Consider the following 26,985-nt stretch of genomic DNA (forward strand, 5'->3'; position numbering starts at 1 on the left):
TTTAGGCAGTTCGCGATTTGGCTCTGGAAGATTTTTTTCGTTGTCTTTTATTCGTATCGAAATTTACACTTTTTAGAAGTTGTTTCGCCTGAGATTCCGTCAACGTAACGCTTGCCGTAAGCAACTTCTCTTGCAACGGTTCTTGGTCTAGTTTTGCTTTGGAGGTTTCCATGGATGCTTGGTAAAATGCGTACAAAAAATCAAGTAGTTCGCCTTGGGAGCAACCAAAATCGCTCACTAATCCCTTGATGCCTTTTCTCGTTTTGGGAAGTACGTCAGTATTTAGTGCAAGCCGTCCTTTCGACGGTCTCCCTGGTTTATCATATTCCGCCATGGTGCCTTCCAGGTAAGCTTCGTAGGCATCATCTAGCAAATTGGAGAATAGTCGATGTGCTTCTTCTTCTGTTTCTCCAATTCCTGAACAGCCATCCAGTAGTGGAGATTCAACTATGTATTCGTCATACTCACTGCTCAAATAGCACACGGCTGTTCGGGCTATTAATTGCTTATTCATTTTGATTTTTCCTGTTCGCGCTTTGCCTTGATCTTTTTCAAAAACACATCTAGATAAAACGATTTTACGTACCGACCTTTAACAGTGGCGAAGCTGCATATCCATCTACCGTCTTGCAAATCGATAATGTCACATTCTTTAGTTCGTTTGCGAATCATGCAGTGCCAAGTCTTAATGAGGGCTTCAAAGTTGCGAAGACTTATAGGGGATTTCCCTCCCATAAGCATCCTCCGACTGTGATATTTTCATAATAATACAAGGCAGAAGAAAGAGCAATATGTGGCAGAACTATTAATGAACCCAGTTTGAGAAGCAGCGCCTTTGGGTATATAGAATCAAGTCATATTCACATTTCTACTGAACTGGCCAGGTGGGCAGGAATAATTCCTCCAGTGTCAGGATGAAATATGAGAACGAAAGAACTTAAATGCTTTTGGCGAACACCAGTTTCGCACGTTAAATCTCTAGACCTAGTCTCTTGTAGCATGACGTCGTCGCTTGAAGTCACCGTATTGGAAATGAGGGACTCAGAGCCGTTTGGCAAAGATGTGATTTCCTATCGGTTCATGTGGCGAAACTTGAACGTCTTCGCTTATCGTGTGATTAATGAAGAACAAACACACCCTGGTCAGGACAACCTTATACCTGACGACGTGAGTAGTTGGACATACGAAATAGGTGGCTCAAAATGGATTGCCGAATCGAATCGAGCTGATGGTGGACAAGAATTAGCTGATTTGCGTCACTTCGTCATTCTTACACGTGACTATAAGGTGGAGGTGCTGTCGGACAAAGCGCCCGGTTGCGAAATCATCTGAACTCTTATCCAAAGAATTTCGGCAAGTATTGGTCAAGTAATACAGCGCAGATAACTCCGGCGAAGATAGCAGGTCCGAGGGGCATGTACGATTTGCGCATTTGTTGGATGCGGGCTAAGTCTTCGGCGGTGATTTGGTGAGCTGCGCCTTGTCCGATTATTTGCATGAAGATTTTGTGCCAGGGTACAGCAATTGCAACGCGGCCTATTCCGAATATTCCGTAGAAGATGCAGAAGTAGAAAAAGACATAGAGGGCTGGTTTGGGTCCGAGAAATGCTCCGGTTGCGGCCATTAGCTTGATGTCGCCGAAGCCTTTTCGGTTTTTGGAGTCTGCTTGTGGTAGCAGAAGAATGGGCATTGCCATAAGTAATGCGCCGGCAAACCAACCGCCGACGGCCATTAGAGCGCCGGAAATGCCTGATTGGTAAAAGTGCAGGGCAATAGCAACAGCTGCAGCAGGAAATGTGAGGACGTTGTAGATTTTTCGGGTTTTTAAATCTGTGACTGTGCCGATGGCAACAACCAACAAAGCTAAAAGTTGTGCCAGCGTTGGCGTGGGCATGCAAGTCCTCTACTAGTTAGCTAACGCGATGGCGTCAATTTCAACGGCGACATTTTTCGGCAGACCGGCAGCTTGAATGGTGGCACGTGCCGGTTTTGTTTCGGTGAAATATTCGGCGTAAGTCTGATTCATCTCGTCGAAGTCTTTCATGTCTTTGAGATAGACGGTTGTTTTGACGACTTTGGAAAGATCGGAGCCGGAGGCTTTAAGAATTGCCGATAAATTGGCAATTACTTGCTTGACTTGAGTTGCTATGCTGCCAGAAATTAATTGTCCGCTTGCTGGGTCTAAAGGAATTTGTCCGGATACAAAAACCATACCGTTGGCTTTAATTGCTTGTGAGTAGGGGCCAATCGCCTTTGGAGCTGATTCGGTTGAAACTAGTTGCAACATGCTCTTTCCTTGTCGTTAAAGTTGAATGAAATCACATTATAATGGCTCATACGAAAAGGAGCTGGCGATGAAAATTATTGGTCTGACATTAGCGTTATCTCTTGGCTTCACTGTTGGTTTTAATACAGCAGTATGTGCAGCCGATCAAGGTCCATCACAAACCACCGGCATTTTTAGAGATTTAGAAAATGTTGTTGACGGTGCTTTTAAGAGTGCCGATCGCGCGATAAATCATTTGCATCGGAAACTAATTGCTGACTCAAGCTCGACAACATCAATTTCTTCGGAAGGAACGCTTAGAAACGTTCGCGACTTGGCTCATAGATTAATGCGTGAGGCAATGTACTTGATCGATGACTGTGAGCAGCGTGACATGGTTGTAACAGGCGAGCCAATGCTTATTCAGCCGCAAGATGTTTATCGCAATGACAAGCGCGCAGTTGGTTGGGCTCAGGAGGCTTTTGATTTGGGAGCGCCGGAAGCGCCGCGCAAGAAGTGGGTAGATGCGGATATGGCTCATTTAAAGCAATTGATTGATCTTCTCAAGGCAGACATGGGTAATACCCCTAAGGATGATCAGCAAGCTGCAGTTGATGCATCGTGGGCAAATGCAAATGCTATTGCCAAAGAAATTGAAGACCACTACAACAAGCTTGTTGATATAACGAGCGGATCCAAACTCGACAATTTTGCCATCGGCAAAGAAGCACTAGGAATTTACGACGCGTCAAAGCGGCTGGAGAAGCCTTGGACGGAAGTTCTTCGCAACGTAAAGTCGAAGTAACTCAGAATACGGGCGCATGCAATGCGCCCCTACGCCGTACCGATACAAAAGGGACCGATACGAAATGCGGGTATGAAAAGACCGGCAGGACGGCGTGAGATTCTTCATGTTACTGAGGATGTCCCCAGGCTGATGGTAGATCACTTTTGTGATCCGTCGTCATGTCGCCGTCGAAGGTATTGCCCTTGTCGAGGTAATTAAAGTCGTTGTATGGCGGTGGACCTGTTGTGCCCTCATCCCCATATTTCTTGTCGTCCATATCTGCTCTGATAAAACCATCCAATCTGGTTGGTGGCAGTTTGTATCCAAAGCGAGTTTGGTACATCAAGTTCAAATTTGTACGGGCTTCCATTCCGCCTTTGCGGGGTGCCGAGTTGGCTGCACCACTATTCTGTCCACCGCCTCTGGCTGAATCACCGGGAAGATTTGGTCCACCAGGTGTGTCGGGGCCTTGGTTTCTGGTGTAATAAGTTTGTCCTATTCCAGCATCTGCGCGCCCACTAGATGAGTCGTAGGTTGCTTGGTGGTCTGTTTTTTGCGTGTCGTGCATGCCACCACCGCCGGAACCACCCCAATCAAGTTGCGCATTGGCCGGTACCATCGAAAGAAATGATAGTGTGCTGAATGAGGCTATTAGTAAAGTTGCTTTGAGCATGTTTGTAATTTGTCCTGTTGTTGCCACTGCCGCCGAATTATTTGCCTAGATCAATGTCGACACTGCCTGTGCCTACTGGTGGCAAGTTGGCTCCTTGTTTGCCGCCGCCGCCGATGCTGCTGCCACCACCACCTGCAGAGTAGGCGCCTTGGTAATTTTTCTGTTCGCCGGCTTTGAATCCGAAATTGTATTTGTTAGATGGTATTGGTTTGTCGCTTACGCTCTCTTTGGCCAAGCATGGCGTTTCTGTCTCAGGAAGCATTGGTGCGTTGTAATCAGTGACACCTTGTGTGTCGGTTCTATAAGAACGCCCGGGAGGTGCCATCATATTGCCTGGTGACGGTTGGTATTCGATGTCTCTCCAGGGATGTGTTTCTTCGCTGTCGTGAGGACCGCCTTGAGCAAAGGCTGCTCCGCACGAAATTACTGTGCTAAAGGCTAGGAGAAGAGCAAAATGCTGATGCTTGTGCATGGGTGCCTGCCAATTGTTGTGAACGTAGTAAAGAAAACTCAAAGAAAGTGGGCAAATTCAGCCTAAGCTGGCAGAATACTACTCCTGAAAACACCACTTGTCAATAGGCAGTATAAGACGGAAGGTTAATTGTGGCGCTATACCTCGGCATTGAATCCAGTTGTGACGAAACCGCTTGCGCACTCGTAGAAGACGGACGAGTGGTAAAAGGCAGTTGCATGCTCTCGCAAACGAGCATCCATGAGACTTTTGGCGGTGTGGTACCAGAAGTTGCGGCGCGCCAGCATCTAGAGGCGATAAATGTCGTCATTGAAAAAACCCTGTCGGAATCAGGCGTTAAGCCATCTCAATTGACTGCTATTGCAGGAACAGCAGGGCCAGGGCTTGTTGGCACGCTGCTGGTAGGATTTTCCGCTGCGAAAGCTTTGAGTTGGGCTTGGGATAAGCCTCTTATTGCAGTCGATCACTTAATGGCTCATATTTGCGCTAATTACATCGACACAGACTTGGAGCCACCTTTTATAGCGCTGTTAGTCAGTGGCGGTCACACGCAAATCATTCACTTTACCGACTACAAAAATGGGCGCATCATAGGGCAAACTCGCGATGATGCAGCCGGCGAAGCGTATGACAAAGTTGCGCGCCTAATAGGACTAGGTTATCCAGGTGGGCCGGCAATAGATAAGCTCTCTGTGCAGGGTGACAAGAACGCCTTCAAATTTCCGGAAGGGCAAGTGCCAGGCTATGACTTTAGTTTCAGTGGTCTGAAGACTGCTGTTTTGCGAGTGGTGGAAAAGCTGCCGAAACCATTACCTACTGCTGATTTGGCAGCCTCATTCCAAGACGCGGTAGTTCGGGTTTTGGTTAAGAAGACACTACTAGCTCAGAAAGAGCTTGGAGCGCCAACAATAGTTTTGGCTGGTGGGGTAGCCGCTAATAAGGAATTGCGGGCTCGAATCAATGAGCAATCGCCAGTGCCTGTTTATTGCCCTCCTTTGTCCCTCTGCACCGACAATGCGGTAATGGTCGCCTCGGCTGCCCATTTTTGCGGTGAGGAAGCAACATTAGGGACCAGCGTCTATTCCCGGCAGACCTAATAGATCCAATTTTGAAATTAAATAGTTAACCGGTAGGCTAAATATTCAACTCAGGGCTTGTAAGCCTGGCTATACCAAGGTCTACACCCAAATGGGTTACAGGTGATTGCCATATTTATATAGCGATTCCCCTATATGTCGGCTCGGAGTCCTTCCCTGAGCCATATCTGCGTGTTACGATGCCCACGCAATATTTTCTTAACAACTGGCGGTTTTGCAAAACCCAAGGCTGTTAAAAGGCTGCCTGGTACACATGACTTTTGAAGATAAGATAATCACCTGCCGCGACTGCCAAGGAACATTCGTGTTTTCTGCAGGGGAGCAACAATTTTTTAGTACGAAGGGTTTAGTAAACGAGCCGAAAAGGTGCCCCAACTGCCGGTTGGTGATGCGCTTGCAGCGTAGCGGTGAAGACACCAGCCGTGCTGTCGAGGTGAATTGCGCTGAATGCGGCATAGCTACGAAGGTCCCATTCCAGCCAAAAGGGTATAGACCCGTTTACTGCACCTACTGCTTCCAAAATAAGAAGCTTGAGGCTCCGCCTGAAGAAACGGAAGAGAGCTCGCTGCCCGAGGGGGGCATGCAAGTAATCACAGTCTGATCAGTAGTTTATGTAAAGCATATGATGCACAGGAGATTGCCGACTTCCATAGTCGGTAATCTCGTTTATGATGGGATTTAGAACGCCTTGAAGGGAGATGCCCCATTCACAAGGTAGAGTTGGAGTCCATGATTTTATGCGCAGCGCTCAGGCAAAGCTGGGCGAACTGTGACTCGCCTGGCGTGCTCGTTTCAGTGCGCCAGCTCTATGAGCTTTTCCCGGATTTGATGCCGACGATAACAGAAGAGAGCAATAATCGCATCGGTGACTATTACCAACTCTTATCAGTCACGCCTGATAAGACCAACCAACAAATAGTCTCGTCTTACATGCGGCGTGCACGTAAAAAGCTCATCGCCAGCCGCAAGCAGGGCAAAGCGCCTCCGGAAAAAGAAGAGTATTGGCGCTTGTTGGATGCCGGCTTCGTTTTGAGAATGGCACGGCTGCGCCTCAGTCATGATTTGATGGGTGCCTATCAATGGCTTGTCAGTGAAGGTGTGCTCAAGGGAGATGGCACCTGGGATTTAACTGATTCGTTTAAGAAGAGTCAGCAGAGTACGCAAACATTGCCGAAGATCGACATTGTTATTCCTGAGCCGAAGCCTGTTCAAGATAAGCAAAAACTACCGCGAATCATCGAGCTTCTCCAAATTTCGCAAATCATCGGTACCGAAGAAGTCAGAGCAATGGAAGCACAGATGGCATTAGCACCGGAAGTTTCCGTCGAACGCTTAGTGCTTGACTCGGGCTACGTGACACGTCAGGAGATGAATTCGCTGAAGTTAGCGGAAATGCTTTTAGATGAGGGCAAAATAAATATTGCCCAGTTTCAAGTTGCCATGTATGACGAGCGTGCTTCCGGAATCCGCATGGCAGAGTCGTTACAAGCCAGAGGATGGCTTGCCATCGATGTTACGCCGCAAGGCCAATAAGCTGAAAACCTGGATAGAACCGCATTCAGGCTGTATGATTTAACTTCATAAAGTTGGTGAGCCCTTGCAAGGAGCGATGGTCAGGATGTCAAACGCGATCAAATTTGGAACGGACGGCTGGCGTGCCGTAATTGCTGAGGACTTTACCTTTGCCAATGTTGAGCGAACAGTCTACGCAATTGGTATGTATATCAAGCAGACATATCACAAAGATCCGGCAAGCCGTAATCTGCCTGCTCTCATCGGCTACGACACTCGCTTTTTAGCTGACGAATTTGCCAAGCGCGCTGCACGCGTATTGATGACTATGGGTATTCCAGTTAAGTTGGCCAACCGTGATGTGCCGACTCCAGTTATTGCTTACGCTGCATCAATTGAACCAACTGTAGGTGCGCTGCAATTTACAGCAAGTCATAACCCACCGCAATATTGTGGTATCAAATACATTCCGCATTTTGGCGGACCGGCTACAAACGAAACAACTAACCAGATAGTTTCTTTACTCAATGAAATTCCGGATGATTTTGTGGCTAAGCAAGCAAATTGCGAAACATTTGATCCAATGCCTGGTTATCTCAAGGCAATTACACAAAAGATTGATTCTAAGAAAATTGGTTCGTCCGGATTGAAGATTGCTTATGATGCACTCTACAGTACAAGCCGTGGTTATCTGGACAAGATACTTGCTGATACAGGGCTGACACTCAATGTCTTGCACAACTGGCGTGATCCATTGTTTGGTGGTGGCATGCCTGAGCCAAAACCGGAATGTTTGACTGAGCTAATTGCTACAGTCAAAGAAAAGAAACTCTCAGTCGGATTGGCAACAGACGGTGATGCCGATAGATTTGGTGTCATTGATGACAAAGGCAATTACTTGTCGCCGAATATGTTGCTTGCTTTGTTGACCCGTCACTTGGTCAAGAACAAAGGACAAAAAGGCATCATTGTACGCACGGTTGCGACAACACATTTGCTCGATAACTTGGCCAAACAGTACGGTTTGGAAATTGTTGAAACACCAGTTGGCTTCAAATACATTGGCGAAATCATGCGCCAGAAAGAAGTGCTCATCGGTGGTGAAGAATCAGGTGGTGTTTCCATCAAGGGGCACATTCCAGAAAAAGATGGCATTCTCGGTAATTTGCTGTTGATTGAATTGATGGCTTACGAAGGCAAGCCGCTTTCAGAAATCTGGGCGGATTTGATCAATGAAGCTGGTGTCACATTCATCGGACGTCGTCGCGATTTGCATTTAACAATGCCGATTCAACGTGGATTGATGGAGAGACTAATTGCGGAACCATTCAAAACAGTTGGTGCTGAAAAGGTCGCTAAAGTCGGCAATGCTGATGGTTTGAAATTCTACTTTGATGATTCGAATTGGCTACTTGTTCGCCCATCGGGTACTGAGCCGCTAATTCGTCTCTACTTCGAAGGCACTGACGAAAAACGAGTGGATGCCGCAGTAGATGCTTTCATCAAGCAGGTAGATGAAATCGTTGCCCAGCTTGAGTCAGGCTCTGGAGTCAAAGTAAAGGTCAACGCCTAGACATTGGCTGTCAGGAGATGTTAAGATGCCCGCCTGTCGGTGGGTCAGATAATGCCGCAATTAAGCAAAAGAAGAGCCCTCAAAGAGTTCCTCATCATGATCGTTACGATAGTGGCGATCTACCAAGCCTTTAGGTCCATTGCCGGTAGCGTGGAGCGCCAATTCCTGCTCCACCAGGAGTCCATAGCCCTCAAAGCCGGGCAAACGCAGGCTGAGGAAGTTAATAAAGAGCTACGGGACGGTCTAGCTAACTATAGGTCCGACAAAGGCATCGAACGCTTAGCTCGCGAAAGATTAAATCTGGCAGGTCCAGATGAAATCGTCGTCCGCATCGGCAAATAGATTAAATAGCTCGTCCGGAGGCCCTTTGGGCCACTGACAGCGAGCTACAGCGTGAACGAAGCGTCGCGAGGAGCGATGCGCAGTGAAGCGTGGAATGCCGGATGGCAGCGAAGGTTTAGGCGCAGCCGAAACCGGAGCGCTACAAAGGAATTTAGGAGATTGTCGTACGAATTAGCGGACGATAGCTCTCGATAGCCAGAACGAGCGCACTTGCCTATATGAGTTAAGCAATTGCGTTTTGATTACTGCTGTATTTGGTGCTACGAAAACTCTAGGAGCCGTTGTCGGCGCCGTTGCTGGTCCTAATACAAGAGGACCACTAGCAAAACTGGATGTGGCAAACAAAGTCAAACCAAACACCCCGGCTAATGCCCCTGCTGCTAAAAGGCGTTTATATTGAATCATGGATAACCTCCGAACTTCCTTTCTAGAAGGACTATGGAAATAACCTGCGACTGATAATGACGCATTCGTGTGTAGTAAACCTTGACTTCATAATAACACGGTAGTCAAGGTTCCGGAAGGTGGGGGAAACACTGGTTTCTTGGGCATTTAGCTCGTATATGCTCAAATATAAGAGATAGGAGCGCCACAGTGTCTTTCGACGTCTTTTTAATTCTTGTCTGTTCGATTTTGGGGCTTCTAGCTCACGGCTCAAGACGCGTGCCATGGTTGGAATGGCTTTTGCGCGTTGTTATCTTTGGTTTCTTTATTTACGATGCACTCACTGGTATGGCCGGTGAGCTTTTCGGAAATCAAAGTCCCTGGCAATTGGGAGTGTGGAAAGTTTTGGCGGTCGCCACCCTGGCACTTCTATTTATCAATGTTCGTAAGTGCGTGTCGGTTGTCTTCAGTGTGACTGAACGCATTGTTTCCGGACAAGCGTTTTTGGCTTTGTACAAAAAGGCAAGTGCTGCCGAAGCATTTCTTGCCGAGAGAATTTTTGTTCCTAACTCAATTCCGCATATGGTGGCATTCTTCATTTTTATAAATGCCGTGGCATTCATGCTTGGCGGGATTGATCCAAATTCAGGCAAGATGCCCATGTTGCCCGTGCCTTTGCCGGTACCAATGGATCAACTATTTACCTACAACGGATTTGGTCTGGTGTTAGTTTCTGCTTGTGGTGTCGGAATACTTGTCGCTCGCAAACTAAAGGAAGTTGCCGCCCGACTCGCCTGGGCAAAGCCAACGTGGGCGCAAGTAGGAATAGGTGTCGGACTTATTGTATTTGCTTTCAGCTATGACTATGTTTGGTCGTTATTTACGCACCAAATGGCAGGTGATCTGGGCGGAAAGCTTTCCAACTACAATGCCGGTACATTTACTGCTGGCGGTGGCTTCGGCTCATCTATTATCTTGGCGCTGGCTGTAGCACTTTGTGCAGGCATTGGTGAAGAGACGCTGATACGCGGTGCGTTGCAACCGGTATTTGGTATTTTGCCGGCGGCCATATTGCATGGACTCCTGCACGGTCAATTCAGCCATGCGCCGCTCTTCATGGTACAAGTCGCCGGTTGGTCGACTTGTATGGGGATAGCGAAGCGCTACACAAATACGACAACGACTATAATTGGACACGCCGGTTTCAATTTGGCGACAACATTCTTGTTTGCGTTTAATCCGTAATTGTAAGATCGCAAGAAATATCAAAACGCATAAGGTTCCATTGGCTAGACTTGGTTTGTTGGTTATATGGACTACGTTGAAAGAATTCAAGCAGCAATAGACTTTATCGAAGAACGTCTCTGGCAAGACGTAAATCCAGCGGATGTTTGCTGTGCAATTGGATTTTCTGAATACCACTTTCACAGAGTATTTCAAGGAATGCTCGGTGAATCGGTGGCGGCCTACATGCGCAAGAGACGCTTGTCGGAGGCAGCAAAGCAATTGCGAAGCTCTTCAACGGCAATACTGGACATTGCGCTTACGAGTCAATTTGATTCGCAGGAGTCTTTCACTCGAGCATTTAAGAAGATGTTTGGTGTCAGTCCCAATCAATTTAGGAAAAACGGAGACACGGCTTCCAGCTATTTGAAGAAAAGGACAAATATAGACATGATTGAGCATTTGCAAAAGGGTATTCATTTGGAGCCCGTATACAAGGAATTTGAAGGGGCGCTCGTAGTGGGCATGGCTAGTGGATTTGCCGAGGGTCAACACAAGGAGATTGGGCAACTTTGGGATAGATTCAACGCGAGGCAGGGTGAGATCAAAAATGTGAAACCGGGTTGCGCATTTGGCATTTGTATGTCCTCGCATCCGACTGTTGAGAAGAAATCAGGACAGACTTTTGTGTACATGTCTGGGTTGCCGGTAAATAGTGCGGAGTCTTTTCCTAGTGGAATGATCAGCTGTGAGATTCCGGCGCGCAAGTACGCCGTCTTTACCCACAAGGGATCTTTGGACACGTTGCCGCACACGGTCAACTATATTTGGGGCACGTGGGTCCCGAAAAATATCAAGGCGTATCAGCACACAGATGCGATAGATTTCGAGCTATACGACGACCGTTTCGACCCGAAGACACTCTCTGGTGAATTTGATATTTACATTCCGGTGTAAATATTACTTCGTAGCCGCTAGTTGCATTCCGAATATTTTGGCGCCTTCTTTGAGTGCTTGGAGTTTACGGAATGCAATTTCGCGGGGTAGGTGATTCAAGCCGCAGTCAGGCGATAGCCAGAGTCGGTCTATGTCGATTGACTTGCTTATCTTTTCGATCAACTTCGCGATCTTCTCTGGTGACTCGACTTCGTGATTCTGAACGTCGATAACACCGAGTCCCAGAATGCGGTCTTTGGGGAATTCCTTAAGCAACACCGGATCTTCTCCCAGAGACGTAAATGTCATCAGAATGATGTCCACATCACATTGCTCAAGTACAGGAATAATTGACTTGAATTCAGCTGGGAAAATGCGCAGCCCTTTGCGAGCGTTAGGATCTTGATTGTAATTCCCCTGGCAGACGTGCAGCGCTTTCTTGGCTCGCTTCACGCCAGAGAAGCAGGTATTGATAGCTTCAATCGCCCACTTTTGATCTTGAGCAGCGAACCAAATAACAGGCTCATCCAATTGAATAAAATCGCAACCAGCATTATCCAGAGCTGTGAATTCACGGTTGATGACTTTTGCCATGTCCTTGGCTAGAGCTTCCGTGTTCTTGTAATGCTCGTCCCAGGAAATGCAAGCAAACATATGTGGGCCGGTCATAGCGATCTTAACTTGCTTGTCTGTATTCGCTCTTAAGATGGATAACTCATCCAAAAGCCCTAGTGAAGTTGGTTTGAGAGGACCTGTTACGATAGGTGATGGAAATGAAGCTTCAGGAGCAATAGGTGTCAGTCCCGATTTAGCTCTATGCTCGCCGGAGAATCCTGTTATCTTGTCGGCGAAGTAATTGATCATCGCATTAGGAGGACCATAGCAATTGTCACTGCGACGGAATAATTCACCATCACTTATTACATCTATGCCGGCATTTACTTGATCGCAAATAGCAGACTGCACAGCCGCTACCTTGGCGTCTTGAAAAGCTTCTTTGCTCAGCGTGCCTTTGACTACAGCTTCTTGCAAAACCGGATACCAGTCAGGCACGGTATAGGAGCCAATCACAGTTGTAATTAGAGACATATTCCCTCGTCAAATATGGGACGACAGAAGCGAATATATCACAGTGGCAACAGGTTATGAGCGGGTTTGGTTGGATGATTTGCCGGGGAATTGTGCCTTGGCGTCATAGACAAATAACGATGCTAATTTGTCCCAGAAATCTCCACCTAAAATGAACAGACTTACAACGAACAAGACATCTGCTCCAATATTGATGTAAAGCCGATACGGCGAATCATCAGGCATTAGGTGAGGTGTATAAGCCATCACGTACGTTGGTATGAGGGGCAAGAGAAACAGCACAAGGCCAATGACGTAGCGTTGTTTGCTGACAGGTCCGGTTGGTTTCATTCGATGTAAGGCCGCGCGTATCTTGCCAGTGATGAATTCAAAGGCCTCTTTGCCGAGCAAGGCAACGGCAAGTAGGATGAAAACTTCCGGACCACCAAGCGTTAGCAATCCAATAATTGTGCTTTTGATTGCTATGTGCAAATCTAATTGCGCGACCCAAAATCCAAGCAAAGGCATTACCACTGACAAAATCAGGAAGGTAATTCCTAAGTAGAATTTGACTTGCTTTAGCAAAATCAGCCTTTCAAAAGCTAGCTGCGCTGTGGCATTTCCGGTGGTGGTTGATCGTTGTTGGTTGAGCCACCAGGAGCCGGTTCATGCTCGCCAATAGCTTGGAGATTAATTACTGGTGGTGTGCCCACACGCTTGCGCATGGCCATTTCGTCTATCTCGTGCTGAATGTCGGCAGGTGTCCTATTAGGCTCGAGAATTTTCGCCAGGTCGGCATAGTAGAGAGTCTCTTTCTCTACCAGTACTTGAGCAAGACGATCTACTTCGGTGCGATAGCTCTGGAGCAAGCCTTCGACGTTTTTCATGCAAGTGTCAATGATGTCCTTAATTTCAGTTTCAATTTGACGCTCGGTGTCAGGTGATGAATGGTATTTGCCACCGCGAGTAAAGGCTTCATCAGTGTTGAATTTGAAGCTGCCCATACCCCAATGTCTTACCATGCTGCTGGCAATTTCTGCTGCTACGCGAATGTCTTCGGAAACACCAGAGCCTGTGGTTTCGAGGAACATTTTTTCGGCTACCGTGCTGCCGAGGGAAATTTCTATTTGAACCAAATAGTCTTCCTTCATCCATTTGCGATAGTCTTCTTTGCCCACGTACCAGATATAACCAAGTGCGCTGCCACTCGGCACAATAGTGACGACTTGTATGCGGCTACGTCTGTTGCGGAAGTAGGCAACGACCGCGTGACCGGCTTCGTGGTAGGCGGTTGCGCGCAATTCGTCTAAGAGAATTTCGCGGCTGTAGGACATGCCGAAGCTTGTTCGCTGGATGGCGGTGATCAAGTCTTTTTGTGAGACTTTTGATCTGCCATGGCGAATTGCTGAAAGTCCTGCCTCATTGACCACATTGGCGATGTCGGCGCCTGTTTTCCAGACGGTCATACGGGCCAATTCTCTTGGTAGAACCGTCTCGTCAACACCAATCTTCTTGAGATAGTAGTTGAACATCGCTTCTCTGCCTTCGAGATCCGGCGGCGGCACTTCGATACGTCTGTCAAAGCGACCTGGACGAAGTAGAGCTGCATCGAGCATGTCAGGCTTGTTGGTTGCACCAATCGTCAGCACTTTGTGTTTGCCGAAGCCATCTAGTTCCACCAAGAACTGGTTAAGAGTCTTATTGGAGTCCTGTACGGCGCCGCCGCCAAGATCGATGCCACGCTTACCACCCAATGCATCTATTTCATCAATAAAGACAATTGCCGGTTTGCCGCTGCGACGAGCTTGCTCATATACAGCACGTACGCGGTTGGCTCCGACGCCTGCCCACATTGACTGGAAGTCTCCACCTGACAGCGCATAGAAAGGAACGCCGGCTTCGTTGGCAATTGCCTTAGCCAGCATTGTCTTGCCTGTTCCTGGCTGACCGAATAGAAGAACCCCTTTAGGTGCTTTGAGTCCAGTGTTGGAAATCTTCTCAGCGTTCTTTAGTAGAGCAACTACTTCAGCGGCTTCTGATTTGGCTTCTTCCATTCCTTTGATGTCATCGAGTCTGACATCAATATCAGGAACGCGCGCAAGGTTCATGCCGTAAGTATTCAGCTTGTGACCAGCTGTTACCGAAATACGGTCAACAGCTGCTTCTAAGTCCACTTCTTCAACGTGCTTCTTGCCATGGCGAACAGCAATGATTGCGCCTTCGTTGACAGCAGCTGCGATATCAGCTCCTGAGAAGTTGGTTGTCTGTTTTGCTAACTTCTCTAGGTCAGGTTCAGAAGCCAGCTTGATGCTCTTCAAGTATTTTGCAAAGATTTTCTTGCGGGCTTCCGAGTCCGGCAGTCCAATGTAGGCTTTGCGGTCGAAGCGACCTGAGCGCATAAAGGCTGGATCAAGACTTTGCTCAGTATTAGTTGCGCCAATTGTAATGACGTTGCTGCGGCCCAGCCCATCTAGTTCAATGAGCAGTTGGTTGAGTGCGCCTGTTCGGTTGTTGCCCGTTTCCGACATGGTGCCGCCGATTGCGTCTATCTCGTCGATAAATACAATTGCAGCTGGACTCTTGCGGGCTTGTGCGTATAAGGCGCGAATTCGTCCTGCGCCCTCGCCGGCAAATGCGCTTTGGAAGTAGCTTGCGGAAAGTCCGTAGAATGGAACGCCTGCTTCATTGGCAATTGCTTTGGCGAGCATTGTTTTGCCAACACCGGGTGGTCCGATGAAGAGCAATCCTTTAGGAACCTTGGCGCCAATCTTGCGCAAGTCATCTCCGTGGCGTAGGAAGTCGACAATTTCAGAAACGTCTTGTTTAACTTCATCGACGCCAATTACGTCATCAAGACGAATTGATGCGTCAGCATTACCGAGTTCTACACCGGAAACGAGGGTTCTTTCCAAACCGACTGAAATTCGATCGAGAGCGTTTTCAATTGTTTCTTGAGTGACTTTTCCTGGTCCACCAGGGCGTCGCGCCAGCAATGCTGCTTCGTTGATGACGTTGGCGATTTCAGCTGGTGAATAGTTGGTTGTTAGTTTTGCTAATTCATCCAGATCAATATTTACGTCGCTGGAGACTTTGTCCAAGTAATAACGGAACAGATCTTTGCGTTCTTCCGGATTGGGCGACTGGAAGTAGATACGTCTGTCCATACGACCAGCACGCATAAGGGCTGGATCAAGAATGCCGTCGTTGTTAGTCGCACCGATAACGAGAATGTTGGATGCCTGGAAGCCGTCCATTTCGGTGAGCAGAGTATTCAACGTCATGTTCATGTCTGCTTGTCCGCCGAAGCCTTTGTCACCTTGACGGCGGGCTCCCATGGAATCAATTTCGTCAATGAACAAAATCGCTTTTTCATATTTGCGCAATTTGCGGAAGAGTGTTTTTAGTTTCAAAACACCAAGACCCATAATCAAGCCGCTTAGTGATGAACCTTCCACTACATAGAATGGAATACCAACTTCGTTAGCAATGGCGCGGGCAAAAAGTGTTTTACCAACACCGGGAGGTCCTACAAAGAGAATGCCTTTAGGAACTTCAGCACCCGATTCGGAATAGTGTTTGGGGTTGGCAATAATGTCGATAACTTCGCGAATCTCAACTTTTGCCTGATCGTTGCCGATAAGCTCTGAAAGTTTGGTCGGAGCTTTTGGATTAATTGTTGGCTTCTTAAAGAGGAAAGGAAATACCCTTAGCCAAAATCCTTTTGGTGCTTTCGAGTCAGCTCTTGGTGGCAGCGGGAAAATTATGGAGATAAGTAAGTAGTACTGGATGAGGATAACCAGCGCGCCGAAGATGGCGCTGGCGATGACCGAGACTACCGAGTACTTCAGCAGCGCGGGAAATGACGTAAACGGATTCCAGTATGGCGAGCTGAATAGTAAGACCAGCGTCCATACAATTAGTAGAGTCCATTTTGCCCACGGTTTCAACATGGTGTTTATCCTCGATTAGTTATTTGCGCCAAGGGGAAACTCGGCTGTTCTTTCGTTGCTCTTCTCATCTATCTTGGTCATGTAGCCGACACCTCTTGCGGTGTCAGCAATATGAATTTCAGGGATGTTGCCTTCGGCTCTTTCCATGCCCAAGCCGCTTTCCTTAACGTGTCCAATACCCACCGGCATCGGATACGGTGGCGGCTGATCCGGAATCAGGCTGAACAGCAAACAGCTCAGCACAAGCATTGCAAAGAAACTAACAACAAAAGCCTTCATGGATCACATTGTAGCTAGGAAGAATCCCGGATAGCAAATGGTATTTCCCTGGAATTTTCTAGGGAAAAGGACCTTTTTCTAGTTGTACCCAAGAAAGAGACTTAAAGAACGCGGTTAATTTGCTCGGCGAGAGTTTCTTTTGAGGTGACACCACTTACGATGGTGACCATTTTGCCGTCTTTGAAGAGCATCAGAGTGGGGACGCCGTTCACATTAAACTTGCCGGCCAACTCCGGCTCAGCATCAATATCAACCTTGACGGTTTTTATCTGCTCTTCGAACTCTTTAGCAATCTCATTAACCACTGGTTTCATTCGCTTGCAAGGATCACACCAGGTTGCCCAAAACTCGACCAGAACAGGCTTTTCAGACTGGAGCACGTCACTGTCGAAGCTTGCTTGAGTGACCGCCGGCACAAGGTCCGCATCTCTACTAGCAGCCGCGCTTTGTTGCAAAGATTCCGGCACATGCGAAACTGCCGGCCCATGAGAGCCGTTAATGATCGCCCCGATCACGAGGCAGGCGAAGAAAGCTATGAGAGCATCGCGCATTGATTACCTTGTTTTGACTCCATCATATATCAAAAGGCGGTCCGTTATTTACAACGGGCCGCCCTCAATTTTGAATTCGTTAAATTAGCCGACGTGCTTGTTGATAGCAGTAGCCAAAGTGGATTTCGGTACTGCGCCAACGATTTGCTCGACTACCTGACCACTCTTAAAGAGGTAGAGGCTTGGAATTCCTCTGATGGTATAGGCTTGAGCCGTCTTCGGATTCTCGTCGGTGTTCAACTTGACGACCTTGAGGCGTCCGTCAAATTCCTTAGCCAGATCTTCGACTACTGGAGCGACAGCCTTACATGGTCCGCACCAGGGAGCCCAGAAGTCAACAAGTACTGGAAGGGGGTCTTTCAGAACCTCATTCTCAAAATCGTTATCATTTACGTTCGACACATGGGTCATTGGATAAGGACCTCCCTAAATCTCTGGGGTTTTGACAACCCGGACACTCGATCTCGAATTATAGATACCATTACATAATGACATAGAAATGCTCGTTTTGTTTTAATCCCAATCTAATTGCCTATTTTTAGTCTAAATCTTGGAATCGAATATAGCATCGGCAATAATTGACTGTAGGGGAGGCAGAAGAAATGTTCAGGCAACTTTCTAATTGGCTGTCCCGCAGTCTTGCAAACCAGCTTCTATTTACTTACTTGCTGGTACTAACAATCGCCCTAATGGCCGTTAGCGTATGGGCATTGGTCATTCTGAAATCCGAATCGATATCCGATTTGCGTAACGCCTTACAGGTTGAAGCTGTAAATCTAGGTCTGGAAATTGACAATGACCTGGCACTTGATTCGCCGGAAGCAACTGCGCGTATCCAATCGGCTACCGACAGACATGCCGGTAAACTCAACGCCTGGGTGACTGTTGTGGACAGTGGTGGTCATGTTATGGCCGAGTCGGGAATGCGTCCTTCAAGATCCAAAGAAAGTATTTCCGACCAACCAGAAATCAATGATGCGCTCGCCGGTATCGCTGCCATTTATACACGCAGCTCGCACCTGACGAAAACCGACTGGTTATTTGTTGCCTATCCGGTGCGCTCGATGGGTGAAACAGCAGGAGTCATTCGTGTTGGTGTGCCATTGACTGAAATCAATCAGCGATTGCACCAAGATTTGATTGTATTTTTGGAAATTATTCTGGCAACTCTTGTTGTGACGGTCTTAATCAGTCGTTGGTTGGCCAAGCGAGTGACAAAACCAATTCGCGATATGAGTCAAACGGCTAGTCAAATTGCTGAAGAGGGTGACATATCAGAATTTGTGCCGGTGTTGCGCAAAGACGAAATTGGAGAATTGGCTAACTCATTCAACCAAATGATTAGTCGCCTGCGAGAGCAAGAAAGATTACGTCAGGAATTCATCGCTAATGCGAGTCATGAATTGAAAACTCCGACCATGGCAATTAGCTCCGTTGTGGAAGCATTGCAGGCTGGTGCTGTTAACGATCCAAAATTGAGAAGCGAGTTTCTACATTCATTGGAAAAACTTGTTGATCGGCAATCAAATCTATTGAAAGATCTTCTCGACATTACACGCCTCGATGCGTCCGTTAGGGCTGACTGGCATGAAGACGTAAATATCTCGTCGATCATTAATGATGCCCTTGAACAAGTGCGTGTGCAGGCAGAAAAGAAAGAAATCGTATTGTCGAATTTGTCCAAAATAGATGGAATGATGGTGTCAGGCAACAGCATTCAATTGCAGAGAGCAATCTTGAATCTCCTGCACAACGCTGTCAGCTATACGCCTGTTGGTGGATCAGTATCGGTCGAAACAAGCACCGATGGTAAAAGCGAAATTGCTGTAGTCGTGAAAGACACTGGTCCCGGAATCGAAATCGGTGACTTGCCCCATATCTTCGAGCGCTTCTATCGCGCCGACAAGTCCCGTACTCGTGCAGCCGGAGGCACCGGTCTTGGCTTGGCGATCACCAAAGAAATCATCGTGCGCCACAAGGGCTCAGTTGATGTTGAATCAACTGTCGGCGAAGGGTCTACATTCACCATCCGCCTTCCATTGTCGCGCCACTAAGGAGCATCTGATGACTGACAAATCATGGATGCAGAAGTTGACCGGACTTTTTGGCGCCTCAAAACCAGATGCAACCGAATCCACGGAAGAAGTAGTTGAAAATCCATGCTGCAATGGCGTAGTGCACATCGCATTTCGTGGAGTAAGCGATGAGCGAATGTATATCTCATATTCGCGTAAATGGCCCGAGGTCAAATTCTTTCGCCCCAGAGGGCTAAGAGTATTCTGTGCGGACTGTCGCCGGAGATTGCTGTAGTGGTTTGATTTTATAGAGTTATTTGAGAGTGAGGAGTAATGCAAATGTTATTTAATAGTGCCCACAAACTTCATTTTTCAGGTTCGTTGTTATTGTTGGCACTTATCACGTGTCCCGTGGCAACGGCACAAATGTCACAAGCCAAGTTCAATGAGGCAGCACGACTGTATGCTGAAGCAGGGCAGGCATTTAATGCTGGTAATAACACTCGAGCTTCTGAACTGTGTGACAAGGGGGTATTACTAGTAGCAGGACAGAACCCCCAGCTTCTACAGGGGTTTTATTCCACACGTGCTCAAATCTTCTCAAGACAAGGCAAGTATGATTTGGCTGAGAAAGCGGCGCAACTGGCGGTTCAATTTGCCACGCAGGTTGACGGCAAGGGACCATCTTACGGACTGGCACTTATGGTGAAAGCAAAAGTGTTAGTTGAGTGTGCACGATTTGCAGCTGCTGAGCCACTGGCTACAGAGAGCGCAAGTATTATGGAACATACCGTTTACCGCAAAAAGGACGCATCCTACGGGCGGGATTACGTTGATGCTTTGACTGAGCAGATGATGTCGTTAGCGGGACAAGGGAAGGAAAAAGAAACCGTAGCAGTACTTAGGCAGCTACTTCCTCTCCGAGGAAAGCCTGATCCGGGAGATTTTGAGTTGTACATGGCCCTAGCTAGTGCTTCTGCACAAACGGGAGATTTGTACTACAAAGTCGGCAAGCTAAGTCAGGCTGAGACGCTATATAAACGATCTATTGCGCTTTATAACGAGTGGAATACAAAATCAAAAAACAACAATATTGGTACAACTCACGTCTTACCTTATGACAGCATCGTATTGGGGATGAAACATCTGAGCGAGATTTACATCAAGTCCGGACGAACTAAAGAAGCAGCAGATCTCAATAAAGATCTAGATTTTTGGACTGCGATGAAACGTGGAATGTAGAGAGAGTTTCCGTTAGGATTTAATGTCCCAACTTGCTGAGGAAAGGCGTTTGAGGTCACAATTTGTGACCTCAAGTTCTATGTTTTGGCTCGTCTTATTGCTAGCTTCAGGTATTCTCAATCACTGGAGAAACCGATACGTTGACAGTGTATTATAAGTGTATTACACTCGAGCTATGGATTAGTGGATAGTTGAGGCTCCTCTGTCGCTTTGAGATCACAGTTTGTGATCTCAAGATTAGTTGGAGGTTTAAGTGACGACTGACACTCCTGCACAATATGTAGATTCACTGACGTCTCGCATTCACCTTGTGCGTGGTCAGAAAGTTATGCTTGATGCTGATTTGGCCGAGCTTTACGGCATTTCGACAAGAATTTTTAATCAAGGTGTAAAACGGAACAGAAGTCGCTTTCCGGTTGACTTCATGTTTCAGCTTACGGTCGAAGAATATGAAAACTTGAGATCACAATTTGTGATCTCAAGTTCCAGATGGGGCGGTCGACGGTATACTCCTTTGGCGTTTACCGAACACGGCGCAATAATGGCAGCAACGATCTTAAATTCTCAGAAGGCGATGGAGATGAGCGTTTTTATTGTCCGTGCCTTTGTACAACTTCGGGAGATAATTTCTGCTCATAGTGAGCTAACCGACAAATTACAACAACTAGAAAGCAAAGTATCTGGACACGATCAATCGATTGCCGATTTATTTGAGGCAATTCGTCAATTGATGATGCCGCCATCCTCAAAAAAGCGTTTTGTTGGATTTCGCACGGGCGTTGATGGTGAGTCATGATCAAATTCAATTCAGCACGATAGGACAAACAATAATGCCTAAACTTACAGACAAACAATTACAACAGCGAAAGCTAGAGATGGCTGCTAGGTCACGCGCTGCTGTGGCTAAGAAGGAATTAGTCCAGTTCCGTTTAGAGGCTGACCAGATTGTGAAGCTGTTTGAAATCGCAGCGAAGAACGAAATCCACATGGGTACTATGCTGCGCCAGTGGGTCAACGAGCGGATAGCTTATGAAGAAACGGGTTCAGGCACTAGCCTATATACGGACAAACAAGAAAACAGAGGCTCATCTGCCGGATTTGTTGTGAAGGAACCTACAACTGAACAACTTTATATTAACAATAAACTGGAGCGTGGAATCAATTTGTTAGAGCAGCGCATCGCCAAACTAGAGGAGAAATCAAGAAACAAGAAGACCAAAACTTGAGATCACAATTTGTGATCTCAAGTTTTGTAAGCCCAGTTGAGGCTTTTGATGGTTTGACCTTTATTTTGTGGGTGCTAAAGTAACTATATGAGGATATGACAATGGCTCAATCTAAACCCGAAGATATTAATCTCGATCAAGTACTAAAGCTCGTAGAGCAGCTTTCGCCCGAAGACCAGAGCGAACTACGTCGTAAGCTGGACGATTCTTGGTCCAAGCGTTGGTCGGCTCTGGTTCAGCGGATAGAAAAAAGAGCCAAGGATTATCCACCATTGTCCGATGAAGAAATCTTGGCGGAAGTGAAAGCAGCTAGAGAAGCGCGTAAGGGTGCTTAGAGTCGTAATCGATACTAATGTTTGGATCAGTGGACTCATTAAGTCTGGTCCGCCTGCCAAGATCGTTTCTCTTTTTGCCGCAGGTGTATTTAGGGTTTGTTGTTCAAAGGAAACAATGGATGAACTGGCAGTGGTTCTTAAACGCCCCAAATTAGCAGATCGTATTGACCTGCTCGATGCCGAACTATTAATTGACTTACTCAATTCCAGCGCACTCCTAGTAAATACTGAAACCGTTCAGTCGATTGTTAGAGATCCAAAGGATCAGATTTACCTTGCTTGTTCCGATGCAGCAAATGCAGACGTTCTTGTGACTGGCGACAAAGACTTGTTAGTGCTTAACAGCTACGGACGGACGCGTATAATGGCACCAGCAGAGTTTTGTTCGCTGTTTGCTGAGTGATGGATTTAGAGTCCCAAAAGAACGTGCGCTCTCAAATTTGTAGTGCATAATTCCGGTGCTGCCGTAGATGCCGATTGGTTGACCTGCTTTAACTTCTTGTCCGGTGGTCACGGGACGGCTAAGTATCTTCCTCACTGTGCCTATCTTAAATACGTTTGAAACGCCAAAAAGTTCAAAGACGTCACGTTAAATCGCGACGGATTTTACTAATTAATATTGCACTCAAATTTTCGAGCGGCGTTTACTGGTTTGCAGCAAAGCATCGAATTCGTTTGCTGGATAGCGAGTTGACTTCGTTATGGTCTGAAGGGAGTTGAAAAACTCGTCTCTAAATTTCAGCGCTAGCTGCCCATACTGCTCTATGGCAGAGGCAACTGGTGGAGGCACATCATTTGATTTTGTTCTGTCGCTGAGTAAGGACTGCAATTTTAAGTGCCAGTTCTCCTGTCCATAGAATTTGGTAACTATGCAGTGAATCATGCTTGCAATGCTGGCGCAGCGGTCATAGTTTTGATGCTTGTTCAGGAATAGGAGTTCGTCGTTTGCTAACTCGAATTCAGCTGATGAAGCGAGACCAAAATCGGTAAAGTACAGGCGATTGCCATCCGTGAGTATGTTGTTGAAATGAGCGTCAAAGTGAACAAATGAATGTCTGTTGAGAAAATCCGTTGTCTCAACAAGCTGATTGTCGACAAATGAAATTGCCTCATCGGCGTCAATATCGAGTTGATGTTGTAGCCACTGCGATAATGTGGACGGAATGTATTCCAAGAATAGTACTAGATGTGCTGAAGCATCGCGAATGCCTTCTAGCCTATTTCGTATGGCTGATGAATTATCCCAATATTGAACATCTGCATCTATATCTTCAACTGCTTTGCCAATATTTTTAGTGGGAAGGCAAGGCAAAATACGCCAATGATAGAGAATTGGGAAGTTCGCACATTGGTCAGACAAGACCCAATTTGTCGTCATTATGTGGGCGGCAAGATCACGCCAAGCTCCAAATCCTGTTGATCCGACGCCATATTGATAGTAGAGCGGTAATTCAAAAATATTGGCGGTAGACTTAAAGTGCTTAGGCTGTCTTTCTAAGTCCGTCAATGGGAGTTTTTTGACAAAGATGGGAGCATCATCCACTCTAAGCAAAGCTGAACTACCACCATAACCACAATGGAGTGGCTTTGCTTGCTCAATCAGAAGAGTGAGTGTGTCGTCACTTTGGACAGAAAGCTGCTTTGAAAGTTGGTTATACGTACCTATTCGATTATTCAATTGGCCGCCTGGGAAAGTCTCCACTGTTCATCGCCAGTGATATCTATTAGCGTTACTTCTGGTCGACATAAAAATCTCACGCGCGGTGCCCAAGAGCCTTCCAGTCCTACGCCTCGAGTTACGCTGAGCCAGGTATCGTTCACGTGATACATACCTGCTTCAAATTGTTTTCCGGTCGGGGAACGAGTAATTATTGCTCCGTAGAAAGGCAAGCGTACTTGTCCACCATGTGTATGACCAGTACACAGGAGATCGATATTGTATTTGCTGAGCGACTCTGCCGCGCAGGGGTAGTGATAGACGTAAATGTTGTAATTGTCTTTGGATAACTTGTTTAAATTTGCTGTCCCCAATGATTCCCGATCTACGGGAACGCCAGTGACGCAAATGGACATGCCATGCAAATTTAGCTTTTCGATTTGTCCCTTTAGATTCTTTACTTTGGTCTTTCCGAGAATATCCATGTTCGGCCACTGCCGGCTGTCGTGATTTCCCAGTCCAACGAAGGTTGGTGCGATGGTGGACAGCTCTTGCATGCACTTTCTAAATATAGGCAAACCCTCGCGACAATTTATGCAGTCACCGGAGAATACAATAATGTCCGGATGAAGTGATTTTATCGTTGGATAAAGTCGGGGTTCAAGTCTTGGTTGGGAGTCACAATGCAAATCGGAAATATGGACTATGCGTAGAGATGGTCTGTCGGGGTTAGCGGCAAATTTTTTCGAGTAAATTGTCGATCTAGTGACTTCAAGGTCATATGGTTCGACGAAGACCCCGTAGCTAACGCAAGCGATTATGGCAATTCCAACTAAGACTCCTAGGATATCCAGTGGATCGACTTTTCTTTTTGTACGTATCGATTTGATTGTTCGCCAAACAGCTCTAAGCGCCCAGAGTGAAATCACAACAAGGACTGCCACAAAAAGGACCAAAACGAAGAGTTCTGAAATCAGCGGATTCATGGCAAATTGTTCCCCTCTGCAGGGATTATGTCCTTCGTCCTACGCCTGTTCGTCTAACGCTTGACGCAAGAAGCCGGCGGATTTGTTGATGAGGGTTTCAGCTTGTTGTCTGCCCAGCTTGCGCTTGACCATGAGGATGGCTGTTTTAGCGTTGTAGTGGGAGGCGACAAGAGCGCCTTCAGCGATGTGACGTGGCACATCGGCTAGGCTGCTGATGATCATCAAGGCGCGTTCGCGCAATTTCTCGTTGGTTGGTTTTAAATCAACCATCAAGTTTTCGTAGACTTTGCCGAGGCGGACCATGGAGCAGGTGGAGATGAGGTTCAAGATCATCTTTTGTGCTGTTCCGGCTTTCATTCTGGTTGAGCCGGTCAATGCTTCTGGTCCGACTGGAGCGACAATGGCAACGTCGGCAATTGATTCCAATTCGGAATTCGGGTTGTTAACAACAGCAATTACCTTTGCTCCCAATTCGCGAGCTTTGTCGCAAGCGCCTTGGACATAAGGTGTTCTGCCGCTGGCTGTTATTCCGACGACTACATCTTTGTCGGTTATGTTAGCGGCGGTGGCGTCGGCTATGCCGGATGTTTTGGAATCCTCGGCATTTTCAAAAGCTTGGAACATTGCTTCTTTGCCGCCGGCAATGTAGGCAGTGACGATATTGGGGTCAATGCCAAATGTCGGAGGACATTCTGAGGCGTCGAGCACGCCGAGTCTGCCGCTTGTTCCGGCGCCGAAGTAAATGAGGCGGCCGCCTGCGCGCAATCCGTCGACAATGAGGTCAACTGCGCGGGCGATGTCCGGTATCACTTTGTTGACTGCTTGAGCAACCAAGAGATCTTCGCTTTGAATACGCGACACTAAGTCCAGCGTATCGAGCACATCCAAATCCATTGTTTTTGGATTGCGCTCCTCAGTGAGCATTTTATTGAACTCAAACGTGTAACTTGATTTCACTGAGCCTCCTAGCTTCCCTTGGTTCGCGGTCGATGATGCTGAATTTGCCATCTTGTTGTGCCTTTATTGGTCCTAAATCTACGGTGGAGCGTTTCAAGTATTGACCGTCACCGGCTTTGCCTGTGTATTTGCCGTTTTCTATTACGACCTTACCACGAGACAAGACGGTTTCGGGAACGCCTGTAACTTCCATTCCTTCATAACAGTTGTAATCCACATTCATGTGGTGATGTTCTGCGCTTATGGTCATCTTCTTGTCTGGGTCGAAGATAACGATATCGGCGTCAGATCCCGGAGCAATTGTGCCCTTGCGCGGGAAGAGACCGAATATCTTCGCTGCAGACGTTGAAGTGATTTCCACGAAGCGGTTTAGATTGATTCTTCCCTGGACAACACCACCATTGAAGACGAGACTCATGCGGTTTTCAACGCCTGGTCCGCCGTTTGGTATTTTGCTGAAGTCATCTTTGCCCAGGTGTTTTTGATCTTTGAAGCAAAAGGGGCAGTGGTCTGTGGAGACTGTTTGCAGATCATTCATGCGCAAACCAGTCCAAAGTTCTTCTTGATTCCACTTTTCGCGAAGTGCTGGCGTCATTACGTACTTGGCGCCTTCAAAGTTTTCTTTCTCGTAATAGCTGTAATCGAGGAAGAGATATTGCGGGCATGTCTCAGCAAATGCTGGAATGCCTTCATCGCGAGCTTCTTTGACTTTTTTCAGCGCGTCGTAGCAGCTCAAGTGCACGATGTATACAGGTGACTCGGCCATTTCTGCTAGAGCAATTGCGCGGTTAACACCTTCAGCTTCTGCTTTAGTTGGGCGAGTAAGCGCGTGATATTTCGGTGCCGTGTAGCCTTTTCTCAGAGCATGGCGAACAATTTCATTGATGACGATACCGTTTTCGGCATGCATACAAATAAGTCCGCCGCGACTTCCTGCGACAGACATTGCGCGAAAAATAGTAGCGTCGTCAGCAAGCAATACGCCCGGATAAGCCATAAATAGTTTGAAGCTTGTTACACCTTCGCGGTCAATCATCTGCTTCATTTCGGGAATGTGATCGTCGGTGAAGTCGGTGACAATCATGTGGAAGCCATAGTCGATTGCTGTCTTGCCGTCAGCTTTTTTGTGCCAGATGTCTAAAGCTTCAAGAATTGCTTGACCTTTGTTTTGAATGGCAAAGTCAATGATGGTTGTGGTGCCGCCGTGGGCTGCTGCGCGTGTGCCGGTTTCAAAATCATCGGCAGATGTAGTGCCGCCGAATGGCATGTCCATGTGAGTGTGGGCGTCAATGCCGCCAGGAATTACCAGCTTGCCTTTTGCGTCGATTGTTTTGTCGGCTTCCATATTTAAGTTGGTGCCGATGGCGACTATCTTTTCGCCGTCAATAAAGACGTCGGCGTAGTAATCATCGACTGCTGTAATAATGCGCCCGTTTGTGATCAAAGTTTTCAT

The 26,985-nt window shown here is 47.1% G+C and carries 33 protein-coding genes; 16 read left to right on the forward strand and 17 right to left on the reverse strand.

Annotated elements, in window-relative coordinates; all coding sequences use genetic code 11:
- Position 1 precedes the first annotated feature (1 nt).
- Positions 2-514: a hypothetical protein gene (locus K2Y22_07895; GenBank protein ID MBX9878366.1), complete on the reverse strand. Its 513-nt coding sequence runs from the start codon at positions 512-514 to the stop codon at positions 2-4.
- A complete protein-coding gene (locus tag K2Y22_07900; GenBank protein MBX9878367.1) occupies positions 511-735 on the reverse strand; it encodes a hypothetical protein in 225 nt (74 codons plus the stop codon). Before K2Y22_07900 ends, K2Y22_07895 begins: the two co-directional genes overlap by 4 nt.
- Before the next feature lie 186 nt (positions 736-921).
- Here K2Y22_07900 and K2Y22_07905 point away from each other — a divergent pair, with 186 nt between their 5' ends.
- Positions 922-1,332 carry a hypothetical protein gene (locus K2Y22_07905; protein ID MBX9878368.1) on the forward strand — a complete coding sequence of 137 codons (411 nt, stop codon included), beginning with the start codon at positions 922-924 and terminating at the stop codon, positions 1,330-1,332.
- 4 nt (positions 1,333-1,336) lie between these two features.
- Here the strand turns inward: K2Y22_07905 and K2Y22_07910 are convergent, their stop codons facing one another.
- Both K2Y22_07910 and K2Y22_07915 read right to left on the reverse strand, forming a co-directional pair.
- Positions 1,337-1,894: an A24 family peptidase gene (locus K2Y22_07910; GenBank protein MBX9878369.1), complete on the reverse strand. Its 558-nt coding sequence runs from the start codon at positions 1,892-1,894 to the stop codon at positions 1,337-1,339.
- A gap of 12 nt (positions 1,895-1,906) precedes the next feature.
- Positions 1,907-2,284, reverse strand: coding sequence for a RidA family protein (locus K2Y22_07915; GenBank protein MBX9878370.1), 378 nt, complete (start codon positions 2,282-2,284; stop codon positions 1,907-1,909).
- A 70-nt stretch (positions 2,285-2,354) separates the two neighbouring features.
- Here K2Y22_07915 and K2Y22_07920 point away from each other — a divergent pair, with 70 nt between their 5' ends.
- Positions 2,355-3,071 (forward strand): hypothetical protein, encoded by a 717-nt coding sequence (locus K2Y22_07920; protein ID MBX9878371.1) that lies wholly within the window; start codon positions 2,355-2,357, stop codon positions 3,069-3,071.
- A 109-nt stretch (positions 3,072-3,180) separates the two neighbouring features.
- Here K2Y22_07920 and K2Y22_07925 read toward each other — a convergent pair whose 3' ends face one another.
- Positions 3,181-3,726, reverse strand: coding sequence for a hypothetical protein (locus K2Y22_07925; protein ID MBX9878372.1), 546 nt, complete (start codon positions 3,724-3,726; stop codon positions 3,181-3,183).
- Positions 3,727-3,763: 37 nt separating this feature from the next.
- Positions 3,764-4,198, reverse strand: coding sequence for a hypothetical protein (locus tag K2Y22_07930; GenBank protein MBX9878373.1), 435 nt, complete (start codon positions 4,196-4,198; stop codon positions 3,764-3,766).
- A 131-nt stretch (positions 4,199-4,329) separates the two neighbouring features.
- Between K2Y22_07930 and tsaD the strand changes: the two genes are divergently transcribed.
- The 5 genes from tsaD to K2Y22_07955 all read left to right on the forward strand — a co-directional run bounded on the left by tsaD (position 4,330) and on the right by K2Y22_07955 (position 8,722).
- Entirely contained in the window at positions 4,330-5,295 is a 966-nt protein-coding gene (tsaD, locus tag K2Y22_07935; GenBank protein ID MBX9878374.1) for a tRNA (adenosine(37)-N6)-threonylcarbamoyltransferase complex transferase subunit TsaD, read from the forward strand.
- A gap of 253 nt (positions 5,296-5,548) precedes the next feature.
- On the forward strand, positions 5,549-5,896 hold the full coding sequence (locus tag K2Y22_07940; GenBank protein ID MBX9878375.1) for a zinc-ribbon domain containing protein: 348 nt from the start codon (positions 5,549-5,551) through the stop codon (positions 5,894-5,896).
- A 128-nt stretch (positions 5,897-6,024) separates the two neighbouring features.
- Complete coding sequence (locus tag K2Y22_07945; GenBank protein MBX9878376.1) at positions 6,025-6,828, forward strand: hypothetical protein; 804 nt, start codon at positions 6,025-6,027, stop codon at positions 6,826-6,828.
- An 85-nt stretch (positions 6,829-6,913) separates the two neighbouring features.
- Positions 6,914-8,380 (forward strand): phosphoglucomutase/phosphomannomutase family protein, encoded by a 1,467-nt coding sequence (locus K2Y22_07950; GenBank protein ID MBX9878377.1) that lies wholly within the window; start codon positions 6,914-6,916, stop codon positions 8,378-8,380.
- Positions 8,381-8,431: 51 nt separating this feature from the next.
- A complete protein-coding gene (locus tag K2Y22_07955) occupies positions 8,432-8,722 on the forward strand; it encodes a septum formation initiator family protein (GenBank protein MBX9878378.1) in 291 nt (96 codons plus the stop codon).
- A gap of 171 nt (positions 8,723-8,893) precedes the next feature.
- Here K2Y22_07955 and K2Y22_07960 read toward each other — a convergent pair whose 3' ends face one another.
- A complete protein-coding gene (locus K2Y22_07960) occupies positions 8,894-9,127 on the reverse strand; it encodes a hypothetical protein (GenBank protein MBX9878379.1) in 234 nt (77 codons plus the stop codon).
- A 189-nt stretch (positions 9,128-9,316) separates the two neighbouring features.
- On the opposite strand from K2Y22_07960, the gene K2Y22_07965 reads away from it, so the two are divergent.
- Together K2Y22_07965 and K2Y22_07970 are read left to right on the forward strand one after the other, a co-directional pair.
- Positions 9,317-10,351: a CPBP family intramembrane metalloprotease gene (locus K2Y22_07965; protein MBX9878380.1), complete on the forward strand. Its 1,035-nt coding sequence runs from the start codon at positions 9,317-9,319 to the stop codon at positions 10,349-10,351.
- 66 nt (positions 10,352-10,417) lie between these two features.
- Positions 10,418-11,287, forward strand: a complete 870-nt coding sequence (locus K2Y22_07970; GenBank protein MBX9878381.1) for an AraC family transcriptional regulator — start codon at positions 10,418-10,420, stop codon at positions 11,285-11,287.
- A gap of 3 nt (positions 11,288-11,290) precedes the next feature.
- On the opposite strand, the gene K2Y22_07975 is transcribed toward K2Y22_07970, so the two are convergent.
- From K2Y22_07975 to trxA (K2Y22_08000), 6 genes are all read right to left on the reverse strand, one after another.
- On the reverse strand, positions 11,291-12,355 hold the full coding sequence (locus tag K2Y22_07975; protein MBX9878382.1) for a cobalamin-independent methionine synthase II family protein: 1,065 nt from the start codon (positions 12,353-12,355) through the stop codon (positions 11,291-11,293).
- Between the two features lie 54 nt (positions 12,356-12,409).
- Positions 12,410-12,874, reverse strand: coding sequence for a hypothetical protein (locus K2Y22_07980; GenBank protein MBX9878383.1), 465 nt, complete (start codon positions 12,872-12,874; stop codon positions 12,410-12,412).
- A 62-nt stretch (positions 12,875-12,936) separates the two neighbouring features.
- Positions 12,937-16,284 carry an AAA family ATPase gene (locus tag K2Y22_07985; protein ID MBX9878384.1) on the reverse strand — a complete coding sequence of 1,116 codons (3,348 nt, stop codon included), beginning with the start codon at positions 16,282-16,284 and terminating at the stop codon, positions 12,937-12,939.
- A 15-nt stretch (positions 16,285-16,299) separates the two neighbouring features.
- Entirely contained in the window at positions 16,300-16,563 is a 264-nt protein-coding gene (locus tag K2Y22_07990; GenBank protein ID MBX9878385.1) for a hypothetical protein, read from the reverse strand.
- A 101-nt stretch (positions 16,564-16,664) separates the two neighbouring features.
- The gene (trxA, locus tag K2Y22_07995) at positions 16,665-17,114 is read right to left on the reverse strand and encodes a thioredoxin (protein MBX9878386.1); all 450 of its coding nucleotides are present in this window, start codon (positions 17,112-17,114) and stop codon (positions 16,665-16,667) included.
- Positions 17,115-17,198: 84 nt separating this feature from the next.
- Positions 17,199-17,525: a thioredoxin gene (gene trxA, locus K2Y22_08000; protein ID MBX9878387.1), complete on the reverse strand. Its 327-nt coding sequence runs from the start codon at positions 17,523-17,525 to the stop codon at positions 17,199-17,201.
- A 191-nt stretch (positions 17,526-17,716) separates the two neighbouring features.
- Between trxA (K2Y22_08000) and K2Y22_08005 the strand changes: the two genes are divergently transcribed.
- From K2Y22_08005 to K2Y22_08035, 7 genes are all read left to right on the forward strand, one after another.
- Complete coding sequence (locus tag K2Y22_08005; protein MBX9878388.1) at positions 17,717-19,168, forward strand: cell wall metabolism sensor histidine kinase WalK; 1,452 nt, start codon at positions 17,717-17,719, stop codon at positions 19,166-19,168.
- A 10-nt stretch (positions 19,169-19,178) separates the two neighbouring features.
- Complete coding sequence (locus K2Y22_08010; protein MBX9878389.1) at positions 19,179-19,424, forward strand: hypothetical protein; 246 nt, start codon at positions 19,179-19,181, stop codon at positions 19,422-19,424.
- A 44-nt stretch (positions 19,425-19,468) separates the two neighbouring features.
- The gene (locus tag K2Y22_08015; GenBank protein ID MBX9878390.1) at positions 19,469-20,371 is read left to right on the forward strand and encodes a hypothetical protein; all 903 of its coding nucleotides are present in this window, start codon (positions 19,469-19,471) and stop codon (positions 20,369-20,371) included.
- A gap of 253 nt (positions 20,372-20,624) precedes the next feature.
- Positions 20,625-21,167: an ORF6N domain-containing protein gene (locus K2Y22_08020; GenBank protein ID MBX9878391.1), complete on the forward strand. Its 543-nt coding sequence runs from the start codon at positions 20,625-20,627 to the stop codon at positions 21,165-21,167.
- 34 nt (positions 21,168-21,201) lie between these two features.
- Positions 21,202-21,597, forward strand: coding sequence for a hypothetical protein (locus K2Y22_08025; protein MBX9878392.1), 396 nt, complete (start codon positions 21,202-21,204; stop codon positions 21,595-21,597).
- A gap of 101 nt (positions 21,598-21,698) precedes the next feature.
- Positions 21,699-21,932 (forward strand): hypothetical protein, encoded by a 234-nt coding sequence (locus K2Y22_08030; protein ID MBX9878393.1) that lies wholly within the window; start codon positions 21,699-21,701, stop codon positions 21,930-21,932.
- Positions 21,925-22,335, forward strand: coding sequence for a putative toxin-antitoxin system toxin component, PIN family (locus K2Y22_08035; GenBank protein MBX9878394.1), 411 nt, complete (start codon positions 21,925-21,927; stop codon positions 22,333-22,335). The genes K2Y22_08030 and K2Y22_08035 overlap by 8 nt, the downstream gene beginning before the upstream one ends.
- 222 nt (positions 22,336-22,557) lie before the next feature.
- On the opposite strand, the gene K2Y22_08040 is transcribed toward K2Y22_08035, so the two are convergent.
- Genes K2Y22_08040 through hydA form a run of 4 tightly spaced genes read right to left on the reverse strand, consistent with a single transcriptional unit; the run spans position 22,558 to position 26,985 of the window.
- Positions 22,558-23,610: a phosphotransferase gene (locus K2Y22_08040; GenBank protein ID MBX9878395.1), complete on the reverse strand. Its 1,053-nt coding sequence runs from the start codon at positions 23,608-23,610 to the stop codon at positions 22,558-22,560.
- Positions 23,607-24,575: a metallophosphoesterase gene (locus K2Y22_08045; GenBank protein MBX9878396.1), complete on the reverse strand. Its 969-nt coding sequence runs from the start codon at positions 24,573-24,575 to the stop codon at positions 23,607-23,609. The genes K2Y22_08040 and K2Y22_08045 overlap by 4 nt, the downstream gene beginning before the upstream one ends.
- Before the next feature lie 39 nt (positions 24,576-24,614).
- Entirely contained in the window at positions 24,615-25,532 is a 918-nt protein-coding gene (murQ, locus tag K2Y22_08050) for an N-acetylmuramic acid 6-phosphate etherase (GenBank protein MBX9878397.1), read from the reverse strand.
- On the reverse strand, positions 25,510-26,985 hold the full coding sequence (hydA, locus tag K2Y22_08055; GenBank protein MBX9878398.1) for a dihydropyrimidinase: 1,476 nt from the start codon (positions 26,983-26,985) through the stop codon (positions 25,510-25,512). Before hydA ends, murQ begins: the two co-directional genes overlap by 23 nt.

It is taken from the genome of Candidatus Obscuribacterales bacterium (assembly GCA_019744775.1).
Classification (GTDB): Bacteria; Cyanobacteriota; Vampirovibrionia; order Obscuribacterales; family Obscuribacteraceae; genus SBAT01.

What these genes read in the sequence shown, in the direction of transcription:
- K2Y22_07895 (MBX9878366.1), bottom strand. Translation starts at nt 514, where the DNA reads ATGAATAAGCAATTAATAGCCCGAACAGCCGTGTGCTATTTGAGCAGT.
- K2Y22_07900 (MBX9878367.1), bottom strand. Translation starts at nt 735, where the DNA reads ATGGGAGGGAAATCCCCTATAAGTCTTCGCAACTTTGAAGCCCTCATT.
- K2Y22_07905 (MBX9878368.1), top strand. Translation starts at nt 922, where the DNA reads ATGAGAACGAAAGAACTTAAATGCTTTTGGCGAACACCAGTTTCGCAC.
- K2Y22_07910 (MBX9878369.1), bottom strand. Translation starts at nt 1,894, where the DNA reads ATGCCCACGCCAACGCTGGCACAACTTTTAGCTTTGTTGGTTGTTGCC.
- K2Y22_07920 (MBX9878371.1), top strand. Translation starts at nt 2,355, where the DNA reads ATGAAAATTATTGGTCTGACATTAGCGTTATCTCTTGGCTTCACTGTT.
- K2Y22_07925 (MBX9878372.1), bottom strand. Translation starts at nt 3,726, where the DNA reads ATGCTCAAAGCAACTTTACTAATAGCCTCATTCAGCACACTATCATTT.
- K2Y22_07930 (MBX9878373.1), bottom strand. Translation starts at nt 4,198, where the DNA reads ATGCACAAGCATCAGCATTTTGCTCTTCTCCTAGCCTTTAGCACAGTA.
- K2Y22_07940 (MBX9878375.1), top strand. Translation starts at nt 5,549, where the DNA reads ATGACTTTTGAAGATAAGATAATCACCTGCCGCGACTGCCAAGGAACA.
- K2Y22_07945 (MBX9878376.1), top strand. Translation starts at nt 6,025, where the DNA reads ATGATTTTATGCGCAGCGCTCAGGCAAAGCTGGGCGAACTGTGACTCG.
- K2Y22_07950 (MBX9878377.1), top strand. Translation starts at nt 6,914, where the DNA reads ATGTCAAACGCGATCAAATTTGGAACGGACGGCTGGCGTGCCGTAATT.
- K2Y22_07955 (MBX9878378.1), top strand. Translation starts at nt 8,432, where the DNA reads ATGCCGCAATTAAGCAAAAGAAGAGCCCTCAAAGAGTTCCTCATCATG.
- K2Y22_07960 (MBX9878379.1), bottom strand. Translation starts at nt 9,127, where the DNA reads ATGATTCAATATAAACGCCTTTTAGCAGCAGGGGCATTAGCCGGGGTG.
- K2Y22_07970 (MBX9878381.1), top strand. Translation starts at nt 10,418, where the DNA reads ATGGACTACGTTGAAAGAATTCAAGCAGCAATAGACTTTATCGAAGAA.
- K2Y22_07975 (MBX9878382.1), bottom strand. Translation starts at nt 12,355, where the DNA reads ATGTCTCTAATTACAACTGTGATTGGCTCCTATACCGTGCCTGACTGG.
- K2Y22_07985 (MBX9878384.1), bottom strand. Translation starts at nt 16,284, where the DNA reads ATGTTGAAACCGTGGGCAAAATGGACTCTACTAATTGTATGGACGCTG.
- K2Y22_07990 (MBX9878385.1), bottom strand. Translation starts at nt 16,563, where the DNA reads ATGAAGGCTTTTGTTGTTAGTTTCTTTGCAATGCTTGTGCTGAGCTGT.
- trxA (MBX9878386.1), bottom strand. Translation starts at nt 17,114, where the DNA reads ATGCGCGATGCTCTCATAGCTTTCTTCGCCTGCCTCGTGATCGGGGCG.
- trxA (MBX9878387.1), bottom strand. Translation starts at nt 17,525, where the DNA reads ATGACCCATGTGTCGAACGTAAATGATAACGATTTTGAGAATGAGGTT.
- K2Y22_08005 (MBX9878388.1), top strand. Translation starts at nt 17,717, where the DNA reads ATGTTCAGGCAACTTTCTAATTGGCTGTCCCGCAGTCTTGCAAACCAG.
- K2Y22_08010 (MBX9878389.1), top strand. Translation starts at nt 19,179, where the DNA reads ATGACTGACAAATCATGGATGCAGAAGTTGACCGGACTTTTTGGCGCC.
- K2Y22_08015 (MBX9878390.1), top strand. Translation starts at nt 19,469, where the DNA reads ATGTTATTTAATAGTGCCCACAAACTTCATTTTTCAGGTTCGTTGTTA.
- K2Y22_08025 (MBX9878392.1), top strand. Translation starts at nt 21,202, where the DNA reads ATGCCTAAACTTACAGACAAACAATTACAACAGCGAAAGCTAGAGATG.
- K2Y22_08030 (MBX9878393.1), top strand. Translation starts at nt 21,699, where the DNA reads ATGGCTCAATCTAAACCCGAAGATATTAATCTCGATCAAGTACTAAAG.
- K2Y22_08045 (MBX9878396.1), bottom strand. Translation starts at nt 24,575, where the DNA reads ATGAATCCGCTGATTTCAGAACTCTTCGTTTTGGTCCTTTTTGTGGCA.
- hydA (MBX9878398.1), bottom strand. Translation starts at nt 26,985, where the DNA reads ATGAAAACTTTGATCACAAACGGGCGCATTATTACAGCAGTCGATGAT.